This is a genomic window from Salinarimonas chemoclinalis, from assembly GCF_041514305.1.
In the GTDB taxonomy this organism is placed as follows: Bacteria; Pseudomonadota; Alphaproteobacteria; order Rhizobiales; family Beijerinckiaceae; genus Salinarimonas; species Salinarimonas chemoclinalis.
In genome coordinates this window covers 169,187-191,192 of sequence record NZ_JBGMWH010000006.1, presented here as the reverse complement: position 1 = coordinate 191,192, position 22,006 = coordinate 169,187, and the positions used below count along the sequence as shown (strand labels likewise).

Annotated in this window: 27 protein-coding genes; 12 read left to right on the top strand and 15 right to left on the bottom strand. The window is 72.0% G+C overall.

What is annotated here, in order from left to right:
• Nucleotides 1-17 precede the first annotated feature (17 nt).
• Together ubiA and AB9M23_RS12675 are read right to left on the bottom strand one after the other, a co-directional pair.
• The gene (gene ubiA / locus AB9M23_RS12680; protein WP_372424911.1) at nucleotides 18-968 is read right to left on the bottom strand and encodes a 4-hydroxybenzoate octaprenyltransferase; all 951 of its coding nucleotides are present in this window, start codon (nucleotides 966-968) and stop codon (nucleotides 18-20) included.
• Between the two features lie 6 nt (nucleotides 969-974).
• A complete protein-coding gene (locus AB9M23_RS12675) occupies nucleotides 975-1,445 on the bottom strand; it encodes a hypothetical protein (protein WP_372424910.1) in 471 nt (156 codons plus the stop codon).
• Between the two features lie 199 nt (nucleotides 1,446-1,644).
• On the opposite strand from AB9M23_RS12675, the gene AB9M23_RS12670 reads away from it, so the two are divergent.
• Entirely contained in the window at nucleotides 1,645-2,385 is a 741-nt protein-coding gene (locus AB9M23_RS12670) for a 16S rRNA (uracil(1498)-N(3))-methyltransferase (protein WP_372424909.1), read from the top strand.
• 316 nt (nucleotides 2,386-2,701) lie between these two features.
• On the opposite strand, the gene map is transcribed toward AB9M23_RS12670, so the two are convergent.
• Nucleotides 2,702-3,484 carry a type I methionyl aminopeptidase gene (gene map / locus AB9M23_RS12665; protein ID WP_372424908.1) on the bottom strand — a complete coding sequence of 261 codons (783 nt, stop codon included), beginning with the start codon at nucleotides 3,482-3,484 and terminating at the stop codon, nucleotides 2,702-2,704.
• A gap of 78 nt (nucleotides 3,485-3,562) precedes the next feature.
• Between map and gltX the strand changes: the two genes are divergently transcribed.
• Entirely contained in the window at nucleotides 3,563-4,918 is a 1,356-nt protein-coding gene (gene gltX / locus AB9M23_RS12660) for a glutamate--tRNA ligase (protein ID WP_372424907.1), read from the top strand.
• A 7-nt stretch (nucleotides 4,919-4,925) separates the two neighbouring features.
• On the opposite strand, the gene AB9M23_RS12655 is transcribed toward gltX, so the two are convergent.
• The 4 genes from AB9M23_RS12655 to AB9M23_RS12640 all read right to left on the bottom strand — a co-directional run bounded on the left by AB9M23_RS12655 (nucleotide 4,926) and on the right by AB9M23_RS12640 (nucleotide 8,318).
• The gene (locus AB9M23_RS12655) at nucleotides 4,926-5,936 is read right to left on the bottom strand and encodes a DUF2865 domain-containing protein (RefSeq protein ID WP_372424906.1); all 1,011 of its coding nucleotides are present in this window, start codon (nucleotides 5,934-5,936) and stop codon (nucleotides 4,926-4,928) included.
• A 172-nt stretch (nucleotides 5,937-6,108) separates the two neighbouring features.
• Complete coding sequence (locus AB9M23_RS12650; RefSeq protein ID WP_372424905.1) at nucleotides 6,109-6,675, bottom strand: hypothetical protein; 567 nt, start codon at nucleotides 6,673-6,675, stop codon at nucleotides 6,109-6,111.
• A 103-nt stretch (nucleotides 6,676-6,778) separates the two neighbouring features.
• Nucleotides 6,779-7,168: a response regulator gene (locus tag AB9M23_RS12645; protein ID WP_372424904.1), complete on the bottom strand. Its 390-nt coding sequence runs from the start codon at nucleotides 7,166-7,168 to the stop codon at nucleotides 6,779-6,781.
• Nucleotides 7,169-7,511: 343 nt separating this feature from the next.
• Nucleotides 7,512-8,318, bottom strand: a complete 807-nt coding sequence (locus AB9M23_RS12640; RefSeq protein ID WP_372424903.1) for a response regulator — start codon at nucleotides 8,316-8,318, stop codon at nucleotides 7,512-7,514.
• A gap of 168 nt (nucleotides 8,319-8,486) precedes the next feature.
• Here AB9M23_RS12640 and AB9M23_RS12635 point away from each other — a divergent pair, with 168 nt between their 5' ends.
• The 3 genes from AB9M23_RS12635 (at nucleotide 8,487) to AB9M23_RS12625 (ending at nucleotide 9,677) form a co-directional block, all read left to right on the top strand.
• Nucleotides 8,487-8,732: a NepR family anti-sigma factor gene (locus AB9M23_RS12635; RefSeq protein WP_372424902.1), complete on the top strand. Its 246-nt coding sequence runs from the start codon at nucleotides 8,487-8,489 to the stop codon at nucleotides 8,730-8,732.
• A complete protein-coding gene (locus tag AB9M23_RS12630; RefSeq protein WP_029031441.1) occupies nucleotides 8,729-9,280 on the top strand; it encodes a sigma-70 family RNA polymerase sigma factor in 552 nt (183 codons plus the stop codon). The genes AB9M23_RS12635 and AB9M23_RS12630 overlap by 4 nt, the downstream gene beginning before the upstream one ends.
• A gap of 181 nt (nucleotides 9,281-9,461) precedes the next feature.
• The gene (locus AB9M23_RS12625) at nucleotides 9,462-9,677 is read left to right on the top strand and encodes a hypothetical protein (protein ID WP_372424901.1); all 216 of its coding nucleotides are present in this window, start codon (nucleotides 9,462-9,464) and stop codon (nucleotides 9,675-9,677) included.
• 39 nt (nucleotides 9,678-9,716) lie between these two features.
• On the opposite strand, the gene AB9M23_RS12620 is transcribed toward AB9M23_RS12625, so the two are convergent.
• On the bottom strand, nucleotides 9,717-10,001 hold the full coding sequence (locus AB9M23_RS12620) for a hypothetical protein (protein ID WP_372424900.1): 285 nt from the start codon (nucleotides 9,999-10,001) through the stop codon (nucleotides 9,717-9,719).
• 157 nt (nucleotides 10,002-10,158) lie between these two features.
• On the opposite strand from AB9M23_RS12620, the gene AB9M23_RS12615 reads away from it, so the two are divergent.
• Nucleotides 10,159-10,632, top strand: a complete 474-nt coding sequence (locus AB9M23_RS12615) for a secondary thiamine-phosphate synthase enzyme YjbQ (protein WP_372424899.1) — start codon at nucleotides 10,159-10,161, stop codon at nucleotides 10,630-10,632.
• A gap of 19 nt (nucleotides 10,633-10,651) precedes the next feature.
• On the opposite strand, the gene AB9M23_RS12610 is transcribed toward AB9M23_RS12615, so the two are convergent.
• Together AB9M23_RS12610 and AB9M23_RS12605 are read right to left on the bottom strand one after the other, a co-directional pair.
• On the bottom strand, nucleotides 10,652-11,728 hold the full coding sequence (locus tag AB9M23_RS12610; RefSeq protein WP_372424898.1) for a GGDEF domain-containing protein: 1,077 nt from the start codon (nucleotides 11,726-11,728) through the stop codon (nucleotides 10,652-10,654).
• Nucleotides 11,729-11,839: 111 nt separating this feature from the next.
• Nucleotides 11,840-13,381, bottom strand: a complete 1,542-nt coding sequence (locus AB9M23_RS12605; RefSeq protein ID WP_372424897.1) for a DEAD/DEAH box helicase — start codon at nucleotides 13,379-13,381, stop codon at nucleotides 11,840-11,842.
• A gap of 172 nt (nucleotides 13,382-13,553) precedes the next feature.
• On the opposite strand from AB9M23_RS12605, the gene AB9M23_RS12600 reads away from it, so the two are divergent.
• Nucleotides 13,554-14,252, top strand: a complete 699-nt coding sequence (locus AB9M23_RS12600; RefSeq protein WP_372424896.1) for an alpha/beta fold hydrolase — start codon at nucleotides 13,554-13,556, stop codon at nucleotides 14,250-14,252.
• Nucleotides 14,253-14,270: 18 nt separating this feature from the next.
• Here the strand turns inward: AB9M23_RS12600 and AB9M23_RS12595 are convergent, their stop codons facing one another.
• The 3 genes from AB9M23_RS12595 to AB9M23_RS12585 all read right to left on the bottom strand — a co-directional run bounded on the left by AB9M23_RS12595 (nucleotide 14,271) and on the right by AB9M23_RS12585 (nucleotide 15,319).
• Nucleotides 14,271-14,498 carry a hypothetical protein gene (locus AB9M23_RS12595; RefSeq protein ID WP_372424895.1) on the bottom strand — a complete coding sequence of 76 codons (228 nt, stop codon included), beginning with the start codon at nucleotides 14,496-14,498 and terminating at the stop codon, nucleotides 14,271-14,273.
• Nucleotides 14,499-14,616: 118 nt separating this feature from the next.
• Nucleotides 14,617-14,871 (bottom strand): DUF2312 domain-containing protein, encoded by a 255-nt coding sequence (locus AB9M23_RS12590; protein ID WP_188910342.1) that lies wholly within the window; start codon nucleotides 14,869-14,871, stop codon nucleotides 14,617-14,619.
• A 136-nt stretch (nucleotides 14,872-15,007) separates the two neighbouring features.
• Entirely contained in the window at nucleotides 15,008-15,319 is a 312-nt protein-coding gene (locus tag AB9M23_RS12585) for a DUF1244 domain-containing protein (RefSeq protein WP_372424894.1), read from the bottom strand.
• Nucleotides 15,320-15,462: 143 nt separating this feature from the next.
• Here AB9M23_RS12585 and AB9M23_RS12580 point away from each other — a divergent pair, with 143 nt between their 5' ends.
• The 3 genes from AB9M23_RS12580 to pyk are packed head-to-tail and all read left to right on the top strand — an operon-like array spanning nucleotide 15,463 to nucleotide 18,654.
• Entirely contained in the window at nucleotides 15,463-16,764 is a 1,302-nt protein-coding gene (locus AB9M23_RS12580; RefSeq protein WP_372424893.1) for a glycerate kinase type-2 family protein, read from the top strand.
• Entirely contained in the window at nucleotides 16,736-17,218 is a 483-nt protein-coding gene (locus AB9M23_RS12575; RefSeq protein WP_372424892.1) for a DUF1036 domain-containing protein, read from the top strand. The genes AB9M23_RS12580 and AB9M23_RS12575 overlap by 29 nt, the downstream gene beginning before the upstream one ends.
• Entirely contained in the window at nucleotides 17,215-18,654 is a 1,440-nt protein-coding gene (gene pyk / locus AB9M23_RS12570; RefSeq protein WP_372424891.1) for a pyruvate kinase, read from the top strand. The genes AB9M23_RS12575 and pyk overlap by 4 nt, the downstream gene beginning before the upstream one ends.
• Nucleotides 18,655-18,668: 14 nt before the next feature.
• Here pyk and AB9M23_RS12565 read toward each other — a convergent pair whose 3' ends face one another.
• Nucleotides 18,669-19,607: a hypothetical protein gene (locus AB9M23_RS12565; RefSeq protein WP_372424890.1), complete on the bottom strand. Its 939-nt coding sequence runs from the start codon at nucleotides 19,605-19,607 to the stop codon at nucleotides 18,669-18,671.
• A gap of 58 nt (nucleotides 19,608-19,665) precedes the next feature.
• Entirely contained in the window at nucleotides 19,666-20,064 is a 399-nt protein-coding gene (locus AB9M23_RS12560) for a hypothetical protein (protein ID WP_372424889.1), read from the bottom strand.
• 245 nt (nucleotides 20,065-20,309) lie between these two features.
• Between AB9M23_RS12560 and AB9M23_RS12555 the strand changes: the two genes are divergently transcribed.
• Both AB9M23_RS12555 and AB9M23_RS12550 read left to right on the top strand, forming a co-directional pair.
• Nucleotides 20,310-21,326 (top strand): glycosyltransferase family 2 protein, encoded by a 1,017-nt coding sequence (locus tag AB9M23_RS12555; RefSeq protein WP_372424888.1) that lies wholly within the window; start codon nucleotides 20,310-20,312, stop codon nucleotides 21,324-21,326.
• Complete coding sequence (locus AB9M23_RS12550) at nucleotides 21,323-22,006, top strand: class I SAM-dependent methyltransferase (RefSeq protein ID WP_372424887.1); 684 nt, start codon at nucleotides 21,323-21,325, stop codon at nucleotides 22,004-22,006. Before AB9M23_RS12555 ends, AB9M23_RS12550 begins: the two co-directional genes overlap by 4 nt.

Below are 22,006 nucleotides of genomic sequence, written 5' to 3'. Positions count from 1 at the left end.
GCGGCAGCCCCGCCGGCTCACGCCAGCAGGGCGTCGAGCACCAGGCCGGCGAACAGGATGAGCCCCGCGTCGCGGTTGGCGCGAAACAGCATCAGCGAACGGCGGCCGTCGGCGGGGTCGAGGGTCGCGACCTGCCAGGCGAGGTGCGCGGCGAAGGCTGCGAGACCCGCCCAGGCGACGGGGCCGGCTCCGACCTGCGCCAGCGCGGCGGCCATCAGGATGAGGCAGGCGGCGTAGCAGACGCCGATCGCGAGCCGCACCCGCGCGCCGAAGAGGCGGGCGGAGGACTTGATGCCGGCGATCTCGTCGTCCTCGATGTCCTGGAGCGCGTAGATCGTGTCGTAGCCCACGACCCAGGCGATCGCGGCGACGTAGAGCAGCAGCGGCGCCAGCGACAGCGATCCGAAGGCGGCCGCCCACCCCATCAGCGCCCCCCAGGAGAAGCAGAGCCCGAGAACCACCTGCGGCAGCCAGATCACCCGCTTCATGAACGGGTACGTCAGCACGATCGCCACCGAGGCGAAGCCGGTCGCCACCGCGAACCAGTTGAACTGGAGCAGCACGGCGAGGCCCACCGCGCATTGCGCGAGCACGAAGGCGGACGCGCCCGCGAGCGTCACCCGGCCCGACGGCAGCGGGCGGTCGCGCGTGCGCGCGACGCGGGCGTCCAGATCGCGGTCGACGATGTCGTTCCAGGTCGAGCCCGCGCCCCGCATGGCCACGGCGCCGATCAGGAACAAGGCGAGGTGCCAGGGGTCGGGGTGAGGCGCGCCGGCGGCGAGTGCGGCGAGCGCGGCGGACCACCAGCAGGGCAGCAGGAGGAGCCACCAGCCGATCGGCCGCTCGATCCGGGCGAGGCGCAGGTAGGGACGCGCGGAGACCGGCGCCAGCCGGTCCGCCCAATGGCCGGTGACGGCGTCCGGCAGTGATCGGTCCGCCCCGCCGCGGAAGAGCCCCCCTCTACGCACGGCGGATCACAGCGCGCCCTGCGGAATCGGGAAGCGGCCGGTCAGGCCCGGGCCGCCGAACTGGTTCGACTCGGCCGCCTCGCGGGCCTGACGCTCGGCGTTGTTGATCTGCGCGGCGACGCGGCAGGCGTCCGCGCGCATGCCGCCGACGCGCTCGTGGTCCTGGCGGACGTTCTGGGCGAAGTCGTTGGGGATCTGGCACCAGGCCTGGTTCTCGTCGATGAAGTCGACGAGCTTCTGGCCGTTCTCCTGGAGGGCGCGCAGCGCCGAGCAGGCCGGGCGCGGGTCGACGTCCTCGGAGCCCAGCGCCTCGAGGCGCTGGACGATGGAGCGGCGCTCCTCGAGCAGCGGCCCGACGGCCCCGCAGACGTCGGCCTGCGCGTGCGCCGCGCCGGGCGCCATCGCCGGTACGAGCGCGCCGAGCGCGATCATCGCCGTGGAGAGCGTCGCGATGGAGATCCGGGTCCTCGTCGCCATGGTCCTCGCCAGGAGCCGTCCGCCCCTGCCCCTCGCGCGCGGGAGAGCGCGCTCGCTTGCATTACGCATCGTCTGCGGGATACCAGATCCCGCACCGGCGCGCCAGCGCGCGTGCCGGTGCGGGCGCGCGCTCTCCACACCACGCCAATGTGGCGAGATTGCCGCGCCTCGCCTCACCAGTGACCGCCGGAGCCGGACCTTGGCCGCCTACGACTTCGCCGCCCCACGCCTGTACCTCGACGCGCCCCTCGCGCTCGGCGCGCGGATCGCCCTCGAACGGGCGCAGGCGAACTACCTGCTCAACGTGCTGCGGCTCGGCGCGGGCGCGGACGTGCTCGTCTTCAACGGGCGCGACGGGGAATGGCGCACGCAGGTCCAGCCGGAGGGCCGCAAGAGCGCGAGCCTGCTCGCGCTCGCCCAGGTCCGCCCGCAGGCGCCCGCGCCGGACCTCGCCTGGCTGTTCGCGCCGCTCAAGCACGCCCGGCTCGACTACATGGCGCAGAAGGCCGTGGAGATGGGCGCGGGCTCGCTGCGGCCGGTGCTCACGCGTCGCACCCAGGCGGCCCGCGTCAACCTCGAGCGCATGCGCGCCAACGTGATCGAGGCCGCCGAGCAGTGCGGCGTCCTCGCGCTGCCGCCGGTACACGAGGAGGCGAAGCTCGAGGCGGCGCTCGCGGCGCTCGAGCCCGAGCGGGTGCTCGTGTTCTGCGACGAGGACGCGCCCATATTCGACCCGCTCGCGGCGCTGGCCGCCGCGCCGCAGGGGCCGCTCGCCGTGCTGATCGGCCCGGAGGGCGGCTTCGATCCCGCCGAGCGCGAGACGCTGCTCGCGCGCGAGCGGGTGGTGCGGCTCTCGCTCGGCCCGCGCATCCTGCGCGCCGACACCGCCGCCGTCGCGGCGCTCGCCGTCGTCCAGGCGGCGCGGGGAGACTGGCGCTGACGAGAAGCGGCTCAGTTCGACCTGTGTTCGACGTTTCGGAAGCGGTATCGGGAGTCGAGGCAGGCGCTTCTCCTTCCCTGTAGGGGAAGGTGGATCGCGCGCAGCGCGAGACGGATGGGGCGCGGCGCGCAAGCGACGCGTTCCGCGAAGCGGAAGGCGACGTGTCCGCCATCCGCCGTCGCATTTCGGCTTCGCCGAACGCGCGTGCCGCGCGCCCCATCCGTCTCGGCTTCGCCGAGACACATTCCCCTACAGGGAAGGACAGGAGTCGCGATGGGCCGAGCGGCGCCCGCAGGCGGGCGATCCGCCGGCGACCTCACCCCGGCAGCGTGAAGATCTCCACGCCGTCCTCGGTGACGCCGACCGAGTGCTCGAATTGCGCCGAGAGCGAGCGGTCGCGGGTCACCGTGGTCCAGCCGTCGGCGAGCGTCTTCACCTCGGAGCGGCCGGCGTTGAGCATCGGCTCGACGGTGAAGAACATGCCGGGCTCGAGCCGTACGCCGCGACCCGGCAGGCCGTAGCTGAGCACCTCGGGCGGGGCGTGGAAGGCGCGGCCGAGGCCGTGGCCGCAGAACTCGCGCACGATCGTGTAGCCCTTGGCCTTCGCCACCGCCTCGATCGCGGCGCCGACGTCGCCGAGGGTCGCGCCGGGGCGCACCCGTGCGATCCCCGCCATCATCGCCTCGTGGGCCGCGGCGACGAGGCGGCGCGCCTTCACCGAGGGCTCGCCCACCGTGAACATGCGGCTCGTGTCGCCGTGCCAGCCGTCGAGGATCGGCGTCACGTCGATGTTGAGGATGTCGCCCTCCGCCAGCCGCTTCTCGTCGTCGGGCACGCCGTGGGTGACGACGTGGTTCACCGAGATGCAGGTCGCGTGGGCGTAGCCGTGGAAGCCGATCGTCGCGGGCACGGCGCCATGGTCGCGCATGAAGGTCTCGCACAGCCGATCGAGATCGCCGGTGGAGACGCCCGGGCGGACGTGGGCGGCGATGAAGTCGAGCGTCGCCGCCGCGAGCCGGCCGGCGCGGCGCATCGCCTCGAACTCCTCCGGCCCGTGCAGGGGGATGCCCCGCGGGCGCTTCTCGCGTACCTCGTCCATGTCCTCTCCTTCGATCGGCGCGACCATAGCACGCGCACGGCGTTTGTGCCCCGCCGCGCCACGGGGTAGAGGAGGCGCATGACGCCGTCCACCCCGCCCGCCCCCGTCCTGCGTTTCGCCCCCTCGCCGACGGGCCTCCTCCACATCGGCAACGCCCGCACGGCGCTCCTCAACGCGCTCCTCGCGCGCCGAGCGGGCGGCACCTTCGTGCTGCGCCTCGACGACACCGATCGCGAGCGCTCCAGGGAGGAATACGCGCAGGCCATCGTCGCGGACCTCGCCTGGCTCGGCATCGCGCCGGATCTCGCCGTGCGCCAGTCCGAGCGCATCGCGCTCTACGGCGCGGCGGCCCAGCGGCTGAAGGCGGCGGGGCGGCTCTACCCGTGCTTCGAGACGCCCGTCGAGCTCGAGCGCAAGCGCCGCGTCCAGCTCGCCCGCGGCCTGCCGCCGATCTACGACCGCGCCGCCCTCGCCCTCTCCGACGCGGACCGCGCGCGGCTCGAGGCCGAGGGCCGCCGGCCGCACTGGCGCTTCCGGCTCGACCACCGCGCCGTCGCCTGGGACGACCGCGTGCGCGGGGAGGTGAGCGTCGACTGCGGCTCGCTCTCCGACCCCGTGCTCGTGCGCGAGGACGGCAGCTACCTCTACACGCTGCCCTCCGTCGTCGACGACGCGTCGCTCGGGGTGACGCTCGTCGTGCGCGGCGAGGACCACGTCACCAACACGGCGGTGCAGATCCAGATCCTGGAGGCGCTCGGCCACGCGCCCCCCGCGTTCGGCCACCACAACCTTCTCACGACCGCGAGCGGCGAGGGTCTCTCCAAGCGCCTCGGGCATCTCTCGCTGAGGGGCCTGCGGGAGGCGGGGCTCGAGCCCCTGGCGGTCGCCACGCTGGCGGTGCTCGTCGGCTCGTCGGACGCGGTGCGCCCGGTCGCGTCGCTCGACGCGCTCGCCGCCCTCGTCGACCTCGGCCACGTGTCGCGCGCCCCCGCCCGCTTCGACGAGGCGGAGCTCGCCGCGCTCAATGCCCGGGTCGTTCACGAGACGCCGTTCGAGGCGGTCGCGGGGCGGCTCGCGGACATGGGCGTCGGCGGCGGCGCGGCCTTCTGGGAGGCGGTGCGCGGCAATCTCGCCACGCTGCGCGAGGCACGGGACTGGTGGGGCGTCGTCGCGGGACCGGTGACGCCCGTGATCGAGGACGCGGACTTCTGCGCCCGCGCCGGCGCGATGCTCCCCCCGGAGCCCTGGGACGCCGGCACCTGGAAGGCCTGGACGAACGCGGTGAAGGCGCACACCGGCGCAAAGGGCCGCGCGCTGTTCATGCCGCTGCGCAAGGCGCTCACCGGGCGCGACCACGGGCCGGAGCTCGCCGCGCTGCTGCCTCTGATCGGCCGCGCCGAGGCGGCGGCGCGTCTGGCCGGGGAGAGCGCCTGAGGCCGCCTCACGCGTCCGGCGCGGGGATCACCTCCGGCGCGACGACGCGCACGCGCCGCCGGCCCTCGCGCGTCTCCATCTCGCGCCATTCCCCCTCCGCGATCCCGAAGAAGGGGATCGGCACGGCGGGCGCGCCGGGGACCGGCGTGGCGACGGCCGAGGGCGCGGTCTCGCGCGGCCGCGAAAGCTCGCGGGCGCGGGCTTCGTCGACGATCTCCGCGCCGTCGCCGACGAGCGCCTCGGCCCGAGCCAGCGCCTCCGACCAGCTCTGTCCCGGCACGCGGCAGGAGCAGGCCGCGTCGTGCGATCGGCGGAAGGCGAGCGCGTCGGGCAGCGCCATGTAGGACTGGCCGTCCGCGGAGATCGCCTGCTCGATCGCCGCGCCCTGCGGCTTGTAGAACAGGGCGGTGGGGGCGGACGGGCACTGCGCCTGGCACAGGTCGCCCGCCGCGCGCGAATCGCGCGGGGTGCTGGCGAGCGGGAAGAACGAGCCGTCGCAGGTGCGCACGCACACGGCCTGACCGGCGATCGGCCGCGCCTCGTCGGGGAAGCCGGGGCCGTCCATAAAGGGCTCGGTCGGCTCGATCCAGGTGTCGAAGACGCCGGGCTGCCCACCGGGGACGCCTCCGGGCGGCTGCGGCGTGCAGTACTGCTCGATCGCCGAGAGGAGCGCGGCGCGACGCTCGTTGCCCGAACGCGAGGACTCCACGAGAAGGCGCTGGTAGTTCGCCTCCATGGCGCCGAGCCGCTCCTCGGCGGCGGCGCATTCGGGGGAGGTCGGCGCGCCGAAGATCAGGAAACGCGAGCGGCCGCAGTCGAGGCTCTGCACGTAGCGGCGCATCTGCTCGAGCTCGATCGCCTGCTGGCGCGCGAGGGCGCCGTAATCGCGCCCGCCCCCGGCATCGATCTGCGCGAGTTCGGCGCGGTAACGCGTGCACGCGTCCTGCGCCAGCACCGCCGCCGGGAGGAGGAGGGAGATCGTGATCGCGAGTGTGCCGAGTAGGGAACCTTGCCGCATCGCTCCGCCGTGGTCGTGGCGCACTCCCGCGAATCGCGGGCCGCATCGCGAGAACCCTTATAGCGTCCGGGATGGCCGCAACATGAACGAATGGTGCCGCTCGGGGGGCACGCGTCACGGGCGGGAGCGCGGAGGGGGAGTTGGAGTGGGAGTGGGTGGCGCCCGCCGCCCGTCAGAGCGAGGCGAGGCAGAGCGCGCGGGCGGACGCCGCGCCGCCGCCGCGCGCGAGCGGTCCCACCGGGCTCTCGCATCCGGCGGCGAGGGCCTCGTCCGGCTCGTCGGTGCTCCCCGGATCGCCGGGCGCGCGTCGCGACGGCTCGGGGGGCCGCGGGGCGTCGCCGGCGGGCGTGGCGAGGAGTCGCGGCAGGTCGGCGCCGCGCGCGATCGTCGTGGTGCGTCCTGCGGGGTCGTGTCGCAGGAGGACGCGCCCCTCGGCATCGAGGATCGCGAGGGCGCCGCCGTCGAGGAGGACGATCTCGGAGGCTACGGGATCGGAGGACCGCGGTTCGCGCGGCTCGACGAAGGAGCGGGCGAGCGCGGGCGCCTTGCGGACGCTCGCACGCGAGGCGCGCAAGGAGTCGGCGTGGGCGTCGCCGGCGACCCGCATGGACACGAGCGTCTCGAGCCCGCCGGCCAGGCGCGTCCATGCGGCGCGCAGCTCGTGGGGCGCCGCCACCGCGCTCGTGAGCACGAAGGCGCCGACGTAGGTCGAGAAGAGAAGCGCGGCGAGGCGCAGCATCGCGAGGCCTCCGGCCGCGCGCCGGTTCCGGCGCGCTCTCGGTCTGGGTCACGGGAACATGGAACGGCGACGGCGCCGGGATGTTCCAGGCGGCCCGTGCCGCTCAGGCGGGCACGAGGGCCCGGGCCAGCGCCCGCGCCAGCGCATCGCGGGTGTAGGGCTTGCGCAACAGCGGTGCGCCGACGAACGCCGGGTCGGGACCGGGGTCGGCGTGGCCGGAGGCGACCACCACGGGCAGGCCCGCCGCGCGGGCGGCACGCGCCACCGGCGTGCCGCTCTCGCCGTCGAGATCGAGATCGAGGACGAGCGCGCGCAGGTCCGTCCGTACCGCGAGCAGCGCATGCGCCGCAGCGGCGTCGCGCGCGACGAGCACTTCCTCGAAGCCGAGGTCGGTCAGCGTCTCCGCGGTGTCGAGCGCGATGATCGCGCTGTCCTCCGCGAGGAGGATGCAGCCGAAGAATGGTGCGACGATGTTCTCGGTGCCTGCGACCAAGGCATGCTCCCGTCGTAGAGCCCCCGAAAGGTAAAGCTTCATCGGGCAGAAGGTTTCGCCATCGGAACGATACGCCATCGCGAACCTTCGCCGGCCACCCGGCCGGAGGGTCCTCCCAGCAGTCCCCGGGGCCGGCCGGCGACTCGCGGCGGGTCGGCCGGGCCGATCCGCCTCCTTCTCTCCGCACCGCGCGCAATCGCGGCCCGCACCGAAGCGTTCGGGCCGCAGACCGGCGCCGCACGCCAGGCTCCCGAACCGCGATGCGAGGCGCTCACGAAAAGGGCCTCCAACGGAGGCCCCGATTCTCGCCGGTGTGTTTCTCGCGGGTCCGCGGCGGCGCGCCTCAGGCCGAGGCGCGCTCGGGGCGGCTGCGGTGCGCGCTCTGCTGGAAGAACAGCGCCTGGCTGATCACCGCCGAGACGTTCGCCGGCTGGAACGGCTTGGCGATCAGGAAGGCGGGCTCCGGCCGCTCGCCGGTGAGGAAGCGCTCCGGATAGGCGGTGATGAAGATCACCGGGACCTGGAACGTGTCGAGGAGGTCGTTCACCGCATCGAGGCCGGAGGATCCGTCCGCGAGCTGGATGTCGGCGAGGATCAGGCCGGGCCGCTTCGATCCGGCGAGCGCCAGCGCCTCGCCACGGGTGCGCGCGACGCCGGTGACGTTGTGGCCGAGGCCCTCGACGAGCGCCTCGAGATCCATCGCGATGAGGGGCTCGTCCTCGATGATCATGATGTCGGTGACGATGTCGGCGGCGAGCTCGCGGCCGGCCTCCTCCACGAGCGCGCGCACCTCGTCGACCGGCACGGCGAGGACGCGCGCCGATTCCTCCTCGGAGAAGCCTTCGAGCGAGGAGAGCAGGAAGGCCTGACGCGGCAGCGGCGTGATCTGGCCCAGCCGCGCCTCCGCCGGCAGGTCGCGCTCGACGCCCTCGGCGCGGCCGTTCACGGACAGCGAGTTCCAGATGCGGGTGAAGACGCGGAAGAGGTCGGCCTTTATGTTGCCCTGGCGATCGATCGTCTCGGGCTCGCCGACGAGCGCCTCGAGCGTCGCGGCGACGTAGGCGTCGCCCGCCTGCTGGCTGCCGGTGAGCGCGCGCGCGTAGCGGCGCAGGTACGGCAGGTACTGGACGACGAGCTGGGCTGTCGACATGCATATCCCCTTGTGGAGTCGCCGGTTCGGCGTTGGTCCTGTGCGCGTTCAACGCGCGCGGCGCCGAAAGGTTCCCGGATCTGCCCCGGGTGATGGAACCCGTCGCCCGCCCGGGACGTTGAGGCCCGCGAGCGCTCGTTATCACGCCTCGAGGATGAGGGTCACGGAATGAAAGTCAACAAGGGCACGGGGGTCCACGAGCTCGGCGCGCGGGAGCCGCGCGCGGGGAGCGGGCACGATGGGGGGTCGGCATCGGCGGCGTCCGATCCGCGGCTCGATCGGGCCATCCAGTCGCGGATCGGCGACCAGCTGCGGGCCATGTATTCCGAGCTGATGGATCAGCCGGTTCCAGACCGCTTCAAGGACCTGCTGGCGCAGCTCGACAAACAGGACAAGACGGAGAACTCGCGATGACCCAGCCGGAACCGGCGCTGCGCGACGCCCTGCTCGCGGCCGTTCCGAGCTTGCGCGCGTTCGCGATCTCGTTGACGGGGCAGGTGGATCGTGCCGACGATCTCGTGCAGGACACGCTCCTGCGCGCCCTGTCGAACATCGACCGCTTCGAGCGCGGCACGAATCTGAACGCCTGGCTGTTCACGATCCTGCGCAACCTCTTCCACTCCGAGTACCGCAAGCGCCGCCGCGAGGTGGAGGACGCCGACGGCTCCTACGCCGCGCGCCTCAAGGCGCAGCCCGAACAGGGCGCGCGCCTCGACTTCGAGGACTTCCGCGAAGCGCTCTCCACGCTTCCGCCCGACCAGCGCGAGGCCCTGCTGCTCGTCGGCGCGTCCGGCTTCTCCTACGAGGAGGCCGCCAACATCTGCGGCTGCGCGGTGGGCACCATCAAGAGCCGCGTGAACCGGGCTCGCTCGCGCCTGACGCAACTCCTCGCGGTGGACGGCGACGAGGATCTCGGTGCGGACCGCATCACCCGCGCCGCGCTCCAGGCCGCGAGCGGCTGAGCGCGCCGCCAGGCCGTCTCGCAGAAGGTGTGAGGCCGAGCAGGAGAGCCGAGCAGAGGAGAGCCGCGCGGGAGACCGCGCGGCTCTCTCGCATTCGCGGCATCGGTTTCACGGTCGGTAGAGCCTCGCCGTGAAACCATCGGACGGTGCGGGCGTTTACGCGTACCGCAGGAGGCCTCCGATGACACGCGATCTGCTCACCCGCTTCAGTGCCGTGTTCCTCGTCCTGGCGCTCGTCGCCGCGGCCACCGCCGCAGCGAGCGTATCCGCACTCCCCGGCGCGATCGCGACCATCGCCGGCGCACTCGCGCTCACCACGCTCCTCTTCGCGCAGGTCGGGCCGGAGCGCCGCCGCCGGCCTGTGCCGGTGCGTGCTCCGCACCGCTTCCGAGCCTGACGCGCAACCGGCCGCGCCCGGTCGTCCATGCCCGGTCGTTCATGCCCGGGCGTGATGCGGGTTCGGGTTCGTCGGCCCGCCGGGAAGGTGGTCCGGGGGCATCCGCCGGCCGGGGTCGCGAACGGTCGGGTCGCCGTCGTCGTCGGCGGGTCCGTCCTGCTCCGGCAGAGGCGGGACCTCGCCGGGGAGGCGACCGCCCGGCGGCAGCGACGGCGGGGGCGTCCTCCGGTCGGTGGGCACGCCGCCCGGACCGGGCGTACGGTCGCCCGGCGCGAGCTGCGCGCCCGCGAGCGATGCGTCGAGGTGGCGAACGACGTCATTCATTGATTTCTCCCGTCTCGGTCCCGCCACGAACCAAACGCGCGGGATGGACCGGGTTCCGCGGCACGGCGTGCGGGATCGCCCCTCGGGGGTCGACCCGCGGGTCTCCGGCGCGCTAGGCTCGCTCGCGGATCGGCGCAGGAGAGGAGAGGCGACGCGGATGGCGGAAAGACGCGGCGAGATCGGCGCACCACGGGCGCTCCATGCGGACGCGGCGACGCGCCAGGCGCTGTTCTCGATGCGTGTCGAGACCCCCGGCCCGGGCTTCGTCGAAGTCACCCGCGAGGCGCGCGCCTGCGTGCGCGAAAGCGGCATCGCGCACGGGCTCGCGACGCTGTTCTGCCGCCACACCTCGGCCTCGCTCGCGATCCAGGAGAACGCCGACCCCGACGTCGGCCGCGACCTCGTCGACGCGCTCGATCGCATCGCCCCGCGAGACGCTCCCTATCGCCACGGGGCGGAGGGGCCCGACGACATGCCCGCCCACGTCCGCGCCATGCTGACGGGCGCGTCGCTGGCGATCCCCGTCGTCGACGGGAAACTCGCGCTCGGGACGTGGCAGGGGGTCTATCTCGTCGAGCACCGCGACAGGCCGCATCGGCGCGAGATCGTGATCGTGGTGCAGGGGGCGTGAGGAGTGCCGCTGCCGCGGCTCAGGCGACCTCGGCCTGAGGCATCTCGTGGCTGCCGGCGAAATCGTCGTCGGTGTCGCAGACGGTGCGGTTGCGGCCCGCCCGCTTGGCGGTGAACATGCACTGGTCGGCGCGCTCGAGCAGAGACACCGCGGTGTCGCCCTTGCGCATGCCGGCGCAGCCCACCGAGATCGTCACCTTGCCCAGCGATTCGCCGGTGGAGCGTTTCACCAGCTCGCGGCTCATCACGCTCGTGCGCACGCGCTCCGCGGCGGCACGGGCGGTGTCGACCGTGGTGTCGGGCAGGATGATGCCGAACTCCTCGCCGCCGAAGCGCGCGAGCGTCGCCTTGGTCTTGACCTGCTCGCGCATGGTCATGCCCACGAGGCGCAGCACCTGGTCGCCGGTGAGGTGGCCGTAGCTGTCGTTGAAGCGCTTGAAGTGGTCGATGTCGATGACGATCAGCGCCAGCGGCGCGCGCTCGACGATGGCCTGGTCGAGCGTCTTGACCAGCATCTCCTCGAAGTGCTTGCGGTTGGCGATGCCGGTGAGCGGGTCGGTGAGCGACTCGATGCGCACGGCCTCCAGCGTCTCGCGCAGGACCTCGATCTCGCCGCGGGTCTCGCGCAGGCGCGCCTCGAGCGTCTTGTTCGTCGCGCCGACGTCCTTCGTCGCGGTGACGAGGGCGGCGACGAGTTCGCGGATGCGGCGCTTGTCGATGGTGATCGCGAGATCGTTGGAGAAGGCCTCGAGCGATTCGCCGTACTTGGCGGTGGAGCCGAGCGCCATCTCGAGCATCTCCATCACCTCGTCGATCTCGCCGATCACGGTGGCGCCGGCCTTCTCCGCCTCCTGGGCGAAGCGCTGGGGCGCGAGATGCTCGTCGAAGAGAGAGGCGACGTCGTCGTCGCGCACGTGGCCGCTCTGGGCGGCGATACGCTTGATGGCGTCGTTGATCACCGGCTTCTGCCCGGTGACGTAGGTGTACCAGACCTCGTACGAGCGTGGGCTCGCCGACGAACCGTAGGTCTTCATCAGTTCCAGGGCGCGCTGCCCTACCTGGAACGTCCGTTCGAGATCCTCGACAGCTGCCGTCATCTGTTCCATCCCGCAAGGCGCACAACCGATAGTCTGGCGGCGCGTCGGCCCCGGGAAGGCAGACTGGGTCCAAACAACGAAAAGTCGGTTAATGCTCCGCCTGGCGAAATTCTATTTCTTCGACTTGATCACGGCCGGCCGCAAGAGGAAGGCCGGGATGTGATCCCCGAAGCTCGGCGTATCGAGCTGCTCCTCCTCGCGGCGGTCGCGGCCACGGGTCGGACGTGCGGCGCGCTCGGCGTCGCGGCGAGGCGCACGCTCGGCATCGCGCCGAGGCGCGCGGTCCGGCGCGCGGTCCTGCGCCCGCTCCGGCGTACGATCCTGCTTGTGTTCCGGCGTGCGTTCCGGTGCGCGTTCCTGCGCGCGCGCGGTCGCGCGGGCCGCCTGCGGCTCGGTGGCGCGAGTCTCGCCGCTCTCGCGACGTCCGCCGCGGCGCGAGCGCGAGGGAGCCTCCTCCGCCTCGCCCCGTCCGCCGCCGCGGCGCGCGCGCTCGCGGGACGGACGCGCCGGAGCGTGCCCGGCCTCCGCGGTCGTCGGGCCGGACCAGACGACCTCGTTGCCGATGAGCTTCTCGATGGCCGTCAGCGACTTCTCGTCGCCGGGCGCGACGAGCGTGAAGGCCGCCCCCGAGCGGCCCGCTCGGCCCGTACGGCCGATGCGGTGGACGTAGTCCTCCGCATGGTGCGGGACGTCGTAGTTGAAGACGTGGCTCACCATCGGGATGTCGAGCCCGCGGGCGGCGACGTCGCTCGCCACCAGGATCGTCGCCTCTCCGGTGCGGAACGACTCGAGCGCCAGCATGCGGGCGCGCTGGTCCATGTCGCCGTGCAGCGCCACCGCGTTGAAATGGTGGCGCTGGAGCGAGCGATGGAGCACCGCGACGTCGCGCTTGCGGTTGCAGAAGATGATCGCGTTCTGCAGGTCGACCGCCTCGCGGATCAGCCCGCGCAGCGTCTCGCGCTTGGCGGCCGGGTCGGCGCCGGTGGAGACGAGGCGCTGCGTGATCGTCTGCGCGGCGGAGGCCGGACGGGCCACCTCGACCTTCACCGGGTTCGACAGGAACTTGTCCGACAGCCGCTGGATCTCCGGCGGCATCGTCGCGGAGAAGAACAGCGTCTGGCGGGTGAAGGGCGTGAGCTTCACGATCCGCTCGATGTCGGGGATGAAGCCCATGTCGAGCATGCGGTCCGCCTCGTCGATGACGAGGAGCTCGACGCCGGTGAGCAGCAGCTTGCCGCGCTCGAAATGGTCGAGCAGGCGCCCCGGCGTCGCGATGAGCACGTCGACGCCGCGCGTGATCTTCACGTCCTGGTCGCCGAAGGACACGCCGCCGATCAGCAGGGCCACCGAGAGCTTGTGGTTGACGCCGTAGCGGACGAAGTTCTCCTCGACCTGCGCCGCGAGTTCGCGCGTCGGCTCGAGGATGAGCGTGCGCGGCATCCGCGCCCGGGCGCGCCCGGTCTCCAGCATGGTGAGCATCGGCAGCGTGAACGCCGCCGTCTTGCCGGTGCCGGTCTGGGCGATGCCGAGCACGTCGCGCCGGGCGAGCACGTGGGGGATCGCCTGGGTCTGGATCGGGGTCGGCTGCGAGTAGCCCGCAGCGCCGGCGGCCTGCAGGACCTTGTCGCTCAGCCCGAGTTCATCGAAGGACATGAAGATGGAGAACTCTCGCGGACGTGCCGCTTTCTTGACGTGCTCGCCCCGCACGGCGACGAAAGGGGCGGGCTTCTCGACATCCGCCCGCCCGTGAGGCGGCGGCCGTGCGAGGGGACCATAGGTGCTCGAAACACCTTGTCAATCGTTTGCAGGCCACGCGGAGGCCGAAATGGAACACTTCGTCCTGATTCCCGGTCTCCTGTGCACGCAGGCGCTGTTCGCGCCGCAGATGCCGATGCTCGCGCGGCACGGGACGACGCAGGTCGCGGACACCACCCGCGACGACACGATCGACGCGATGGCCGAGCGGCTCCTCGCCGACGCGCCGGAGGGAGCGCTCTCCCTCGTCGGGCTGTCGATGGGCGGCTACGTCGCGCTCGAGGTCGCGCGCCGCGCGCCCGACCGGGTGCGCCGCCTCGCGCTCCTCGACACGAGCGCGCGCCCGGACGCGCCCGAGGCGAGCGAGACGCGCCGGCGGCTCGTGGCCCTCGCCGAGGCGGGGCGGTTCGAGGAGGTGATCGACCTGCTCTGGCAGCGCCTGCCGGCGCCGGACCGGCTCGGCGACGCGGCCCTGCGCGCGATCGTCTCGGGCATGGCCCGCGCGGTCGGGCCCGATGCCTTCGCCCGCCAACAGCGGGCCATCATGGCGCGTGCGGACCAGCGCCCCCGGCTCCCGACCCTCGAGATGCCGACCCTCGTGCTGGTGGGGGAGAGCGACGCGATCACGCCGCCGGAGGTCGCGCAGGAGATGGCCGAGGCGATCGCGTGGGCGACGCTCACGCGCGTGCCCGCTTGCGGTCATCTCTCGACGCTCGAGCGACCGGAGCGGGTCGAGGCCGCGCTCGCGGCCTGGCTGGCGGCGACCTGAGCGAACGCGGACGCCGGCTCAGCGGGGCGCTTCGTCGCCGCACGGGTCGAGCCGCACCCGGTCGAGCCCGAGCGAGCCCGTGATCAGGGGCTCGCGCCCGCGCTCGCCGTCCGAGGCGAGCCGGGCCAGCGCGTCGCGGTCGAAGCCCTGCGACACCCAGTCGGCGGCGACCCAGCTCAGCGCGCCGACGACGATCACGATCTTGAGCGTCGTGAAGATGATCGAGGGACGGCCCGAGCCGAACATGAGCGCCTCCCGCGCGGGGTTGAACGGGAGTCATCATGCCCGGCCATGGTTAAGGAGGGCTTGCGAGGGAAGCGCGAAAGCGCGGGAACGATGCCTCGGTGCACAATCGCGGGCCGGCTCACGCCATCCCGAGCGCCTGCATGTAGAGCTCGAGGATCGCCTCCTCCTCCTGGCGCTCGGAGGCGTCCTTCTTGCGGATCTTGAGGATCTGGCGCACGGCCTTGGCGTCGAAGCCGCGGCCCTTGAGCTCGGCGAACACGTCCTTGATGTCGGACTGGATGCCGGCCTTCTCCTCCTCGAGCCGCTCGATGCGCTCGATGAACTGGCGCAGCTCGTCGGCGGCTACCCCGGAATCGGCGACGTCGGCGACCATGGCGGTGTCCTCTCGTGATGCAAACGGAAGCGGCGTGCCGGAGGCGGCACGCGAGACGAGGCGGTTGCGATAGAGAAGCGCGCGGGCTCTGGCAAGAGCGGGGGAGACACAGCCGCGCGCCTCTGCACGCGCCGGCTCAGTGCCCGCCCTGCGCCTTCTCGAACGCCGCCTTCTGCTCGGGCGTCGCCTCCGCCTGGTGCGTCGCCTTCCACTCGTCATAGGGCATGCCGTAGACGGCCTCGCGGCTCTCCTCCTTGGTGAGCGCGACGTCGCGCGCGTCCGCGGCGTCCTTGAGCCAGTTGGACAGGCAGTTGCGGCAGAACCCCGCCAGATTCATCAGGTCGATGTTCTGCGCGTCCGGCCGGGAGGCCAGGTGGGCGAGGAGGCGGCGGAAGGCGGCGGCCTCGAGCTCGGTGCGGGTCGCGGGGTCCAGGTCTGAGAAGCGCATGAAGTTGGCCCTCGAAAGCGTGATGGTCTGCGGATGAGACGTCGTGCCCACGATATGGCGGATGACCCCGCGGCTGAAAAGGCATAAGGAAGGAAAGAGAACCTTCGAGAAGCGCGCAAAGCGTCCGCAGCGGGAGGATGCCGATGGGAGCAGGGACGACCGACGCCGCCGCACGCCGCGCGCATGCCGAGCGGATCTTCGCCGCCGCGGTGGCGCGTGCGCATCCCGCGACGTGCCTGCCCGCGCACCTGCCGCCGCTCTCGCCCCGCGGGCGCATCCTCGTCCTCGCCACCGGCAAGGCCGGAGCGAGCCTCGCCGCGGCCGCCGCGGCGCACTACGCGAGGGCCGGCGTCGCGCGCGATCGGATCGGCGGGCTCGCCGTGTGCCGCCACGGCTACGCCGAGGACGCGGGGCCGATCCGCGTCGTCGAGGCCGGCCATCCGGTGCCGGACGAGGCGGGCGTCGCGGCCACCCGCGAGACGCTGGAGCTGGCGCGCGCCGCCGGGCAGGACGACCTCGTTCTCGCGCTGATCTCGGGCGGCGGCTCGGCCAACTGGATCGCGCCCGCGGGCGACCTGACGCTCGCGGACAAGCAGGCGGTGACGAAGGCGCTCCTGCGCTGCGGCGCCTCGATCGGTGAGATCAACTGCGTGAGGAAGCGCCTGTCGCTGATCAAGGGCGGGCGCCTCGCCGCCCTCGCCGCCCCCGCCCGGCTCGAGGCCTTCGCGATCTCCGACGTGCCCGGCGACGACCCCGCCACCATCGCGTCCGGCCCCACCGTGCCCGACCCGACGACGAGCGCGGACGCCCGCGCCGTCGTGGCGAGGTACGGCCTCGCGCTCCCCGACGCGGCGCGGCGCCTGCTGGAGGACCCCGCCAACGAGACGCCCAAGCCCGGCGACGCCTGCTTCGCGCGCACGCGCTTCACCGTGATCGCCCGCCCCGCCGAGGCGATCGAGGCCGCCGCGCGGGCCGCCCACGAGGCCGGGTACGAGCCGATCGTGCTCGGGGCCGACGTCGAGGGCGAGGCGCGCGAGGTCGCCCGCGCCCACGCGGCCCGCGCCCGCGCCGAGAAGGCGGCGGGGCGGCGCGTCGCCATCCTGTCGGGCGGCGAGCTGACGGTGACGATCCGCGGCGGCGGGCGTGGCGGGCCCAACCAGGAATACGCCCTCGCCCTCGCGCTCGCGCTCGAGGAGACGCCCGGCATCGGCGCGCTCGCCGGCGACACCGACGGGACCGACGGCGGCTCCGGCGCGGCCACCGACCCGGCGGGGGCCCACGTCGACGAGACCACCCTGGCCCGTGCCCGCGCGAAGGGCCTGGACGCCGCGCGCTTTCTGGACGAAAACGATTCAACCTCCTTCTTCGAGGCCCTCTCCGATCTGCACGCCCCCGGCCCCACCCGCACGAACGTCAATGACTGCCGCATCATCCTCGTCGACTGAGCGGCGCGTCCGCGCACGCGCCGCACGCCTCCTCGCCGCCTGCGCCCTCGCCTCGCTCGCGACGACGCTCGCGGCGCGGCCGGCGGCGGCGGACCTGCGCCTGTGCAACATGACGGGCTCGCGCGTCGGCATCGCGGTCGGCCATCGCGACGCCGAGGGCTGGATCACCGAGGGCTGGTGGAATCTCGATCCGCGCGCCTGCGAGACCCTGCTCGAGGGCGTCCTGGCCTCGCGCTTCTACTATGTCTACGCGATCGACTACGACCGCGGCGGCGAGTGGGGCGGGCGCACGCAGATGTGCACGCGCGAGCGCGAGTTCACCATCCGCGGCGTCGAGGACTGCCTCGCCCGCGGCTTCGACCGCAACGGCTTCTTCGAAGTCGACACCGGCCAGCAGCGCAGCTGGACCATTCAGCTCACCGATCCAGACAGACCCGGAGCCGCTCTGCGATGACGCGATCGAGACGTACCAAGATCGTCGCCACCCTGGGACCCGCGTCCAGCACGGTCGAGATGGCCTGCCGGCTGCACGAGGCCGGGGCGGACATGTTCCGCATCAACATGAGCCATCTCTCGCGCGACGACCTGCGCGCGCGCGTCGAGATGGTGCGCGAGGTCGAGGAGCGCGTGCGCACGCCGGTGCCCGTGCTCGTCGACCTCCAGGGCCCGAAGCTGCGCGTGGGCACCTTCTCCGGCGACCGCGCGGAGATCCTGGCCGGAGACCGCTTCGTCCTCGACGACGATCCGCGCCCCGGCGACGCGCACCGCGTCCACCTGCCCCATCCGGAGATCCTCTCCGCGCTCGAGCCCGGGCACGTCGTCATCATCGACGACGGCAAGCTGCGCCTCGTCGTCGAGGACGCGGAGCCCGGCCGCAAGGCGGTGACGCGCGTCGTCGTCGGCGGCACGATCTCGAACCGCAAGGGCGTCTCGCTTCCCGACACCCAGCTCCCCGTCTCCGCCATGACGCCCAAGGACCGCTCGGACCTCGAGGCGGCGATGGAGATCGGCGTCGACTGGGTGGCGCTGTCCTTCGTGCAGCGGCCCGAGGACATCGCCGAGGTCAAGAAGGTCACCCGCGGGCGCGCCCAGGTGCTCGCCAAGATCGAGAAGCCGCAGGCCCTCCAGCGCCTCGACGAGATCATGGAGATCTCCGACGCGCTGATGGTGGCGCGCGGCGATCTCGGCGTCGAGATGCCGCTCGAGCAGGTGCCCGGCATCCAGAAGCGCATCACGCGCGGCGCCCGCCGCCTCGGCAAGCCGGTGATCGTGGCGACGCAGATGCTCGAATCGATGATCACCGCCCCCGTCCCCACCCGCGCGGAGGTCTCCGACGTCGCGACGGCCGTCTACGAGGGCGCCGACGCGGTGATGCTCTCCGCCGAGAGCGCGGCGGGGCAGTTCCCGATCGAGGCGGTCGCCACCATGGACCGGATCGCCACGCAGGTGGAGCAGGAGGAGCTCTACTGGACGATCATCGCCTCGCAGCAGGCGGAGCCCGAGGCGACCGGCTCGGACGCCATCGCGGCGGCGGCGCACCGCATCGCCGACACGCTGGGCATCAACGTCATCTGCGCCTGGACCTCGTCGGGCGCCACCGCCCTGCGCATCGCCCGCGAGCGGCCGAACTCGACCATCGTGGCGCTCACCCCCAGCCGCGGCGCGGCCCGGCGCGCCCAGCTCGGCTGGGGCGTCCACCCGATCATCACCCGCGACGCCCACGACGTCGACGACATGACCTTCCGCGCCTGCAAGTTCGCCGTCCGCACCGGCCTCGCCAAGGTGGGCGAGCGGATCATCGTGGTCGCCGGCGTGCCCTTCGGGACCCCCGGCGCGACGAACATGGTGCGCATCGCGTTCATCAAGCAGGAGCATGCGGACGCGGCGTGAGGAAAGATGAGGGGCTAGCTTTCGGACATGGGGCGGGGTAATTTCCACCTGTCTCCGGCAGAGATCCTGACCCCATCTGGCATAAAGCCGAGTTCTTTGAATTCGGCTTGGAGTTCGTGCGCGCTGTCAATCGCGCCGCGCCAGTCCCCGCGCCTCAACTCAGCCCCAACCTTGGGGTGCACCCCCATTTTCACATCGATCGCCGGAACATCAACCATTCGCGGATTTTCGGCGGTACCGACACCGAGCACCTCAGATAAGAAGGGCATGAAACAGGAAAAGCAGAGCCTCCACGCACCTTCTGGTACTGAAAGGCTCAGTTCACCCTTTGGCGACGGATCGCTCCATGTGTAAGTAAGGATATCCCCGCGGAAGTATGAAATTCCGGCGACGTTGAGATCAGGTAGCTGACCATTTATGTCAACAACTCGCTGAGCTTGCTGCTTTGCTTTTAGTTTGTCGTCTGCAGAAGGCAAAGAGCCCCGACCCTTCGCCTCAAAAACACGCCAATTTCTATTCCAAACATCCTGGCCAAATAGATCTGGCCGAGAGCGACCAGCCAATCTGACCATGCCGGGGAACGCATCAATATGAAGTGTATGGGGCGTGCGGAGAATCAGGGCCGCAAACAATTTACAGACGGTCATTCCAATAAAATAGTTTACTGAACCTTTTTCGGTCGGATCAAGCGTCTTAAAAGCGTCCGTCCTGTAATAGCTAAATCCTTTCTGTTCAATAGCCATCCACAATAGCGAGCATCGGAATAATGCTTCGTAGTAATCGGATTTATTCTGCAGAGCGAGTTGCTGTCTTCCCGGCCGCCCGATGCTTAGAGCTGACCAGATTAACTGATCCCAAGTAATATCATGCCTCTGCATAACGTTCAGATGCATGTGCGCCGGAAACTGCGAACTAAATAAACTTATCGAGTAAGACCTAGGCTTGATACCCATTTGCACCACCTTGCACCGCGATCAGCATGCTCGCCAGATGCGAGAAGCCGCAGCTTCCTCACCCCCGCTCCATCACCGGCGTCGCCACCGGCTGAGGGGTGCGCTGGAACTCGATGCCGCAGCGCTTGCGGGTCGAGACCTGCTCGATCGCGTCCATCTCGCCCTTCAGGCGGGCGAGTTCGGCCGCCTGGGCGCCGTCGCCGCGCACCAGGAAGGCCGCCGGCCAGAACAGAATGAGGCTGACGCCGGTGGCGACCGCGTCGTTCGAGGCGCGCTGGTTCTGCGCGCCGGTCGCGGCGATCGCGCGGGAGGAGACCCGTGTCGCCTCCTCGCGGAGCTGGTCGCAGGTGTAGCTCTCGTAGGTCAGCGGCGAGACGTAGGCCGCCGTGATGTCGCTCGCACGCGAGGCGCAGCCCGCCAGCACGGCCGCCGCCAGGATCGCAACCGAGATACGCATGTGTCGTCCGCCCCCAGATAGTCTTTTGTGGCGTGAATGTGGCACATCCTCGGTGGTTCGTCGATGCCGCTCGCGCGAGCCTGCATCCAAGATGTCGCGCATCCCGCATGCGCAGGCGAGAGCCGGCGGCCGCCCCTTTCAACCTCGCCTTAACCCTACCCGCGCCCGACCCCGACCCGCTGAGACTTTCCTAACGCCCCCTCCCCCCTAATCCGCCGCGGCCCAGAACCCGGGGAGGCCCCATCGTGCCGACGCGCGTCGCCGGAGGCGAGACATCGAGCGCCACACCGCGCTATTCCTTCGTGATCCCGCTCTTCGACGAGGAGCTGGCGCTGCCGATCCTGTTCCACCGGCTCGGACGGCTGATGGAGACGCTCGACGGGCCCGCCGAGGTGATCCTCGTCGACGACGGTAGCCGGGACCGCTCGGGCATCCTCGCCGCCGGCAAGGCGAAGGACGACCCGCGCTGGCGCTACCTCGCGCTGTCGCGCAACTTCGGGCACCAGATCGCGATCACCGCGGGCATGGACGTCGCGCGCGGCGAGGCGGTCGTCGTCATGGACGCGGACCTGCAGGACCCGCCGGAGGTCGTGCACGACCTCGTCGCCAAGTGGCGCGAGGGCTACGAGATCGTCTACGCCCAGCGCGTCTCGCGGGCCGGCGAGAGCCGGCTCAAGCTGTGGACGGCGAGCCTGTTCTACCGGCTGCTCGCGCGGCTCACCCGCGTCGACATCCCGCGCAACGTCGGCGACTTCCGCCTCGTCGACCGCAAGGCGGTGGACGCCTTCAAGGCGATGCCCGAGCGCGACCGCTTCGTGCGCGGCATGTTCGGCTGGATGGGCTTTCGCCAGGCCGCCGTGCCCTACCGTCGGTTGGCGCGGGTGGCGGGCGAGACCAAGTACTCGATGCGCAAGATGATGCGGCTCGCCTTCGACGGCATCGTCGGCTTCTCGGACGCGCCGCTGCGGCTCGTGCTCTGGCTCGGCCTCGCGGTCTCGGCGGGTGCGCTCGGCTACGGCGGATGGGTCGTCGTGCTGAGCTTCCTCGACGCGGCGCTGGTGCCCGGCTGGGCCTCGCTCGCCGTCATCCTGTCCTTCCTCTCCGGCGTCAACCTGATCACGACGGGGGTCGTGGGGCTCTATGTCGGGCGCATCCACAACGAGGTGAAGGGCCGCCCGCTCTACGTGGTGGGGCGCACGGTCAACCTGGAGAACGCGCGCGACGCCGGAGCGGCGACGACGCCGCGGGAGGCCGCCCGATGAACGCCTCCTTCGACACCTATCGCGAGAGCTACGAGGCCGAGGTCGCGCGCTCCATCGCCTTCTCGGGCCTGTCGCACGACTTCTTCCTCGCGGCGAAGGCGGACTTCCTCGCGGGCCTGCTCGCGCGCCGTTTCGGGGACCGCGCGCCCGACCTCCTCGACGTCGGCTGCGGGGTCGGGCGGCTGCATCCGCTCCTCGGCCCCATCGTTGGGCGCCTCGTCGGCACGGACGTCTCCGCGGAGAGCCTGGCGCGGGCGCGGCGGGACAACCCCTTCGCGGACTATCGCGAGAGCGACGGCGAGATCCTCCCCGTGCAGGGCGGCTCGGTCGACGTCGCCCTCGCCACCTGCGTCGTCCATCACGTGCCGCCCGCGCGCTGGCCGGGGTTCGTCGCCGAGATGCGCCGCGTGGTGCGTCCCGGCGGGCTCGTCGTGCTCGTCGAGCACAACCCGCTCAACCCCGGCACGCGGCTCGCGGTGGCGCGCTGCCCGTTCGACCGGGACGCCGTGCTCCTCGGTGCGCGGCGCGCCCGCGCGCTGCTGGCGCAGGCGGGATGCGAGGCGGTCGAGAGCGCGCACATCCTCCTCGCCCCCACCGCCGCGCCCTGGGCGCGTGCGATCGAGCGGCGTCTGGCGCGCCTGCCGCTCGGCGCGCAATACGTCGCCTGGGGGCGGGCGTGA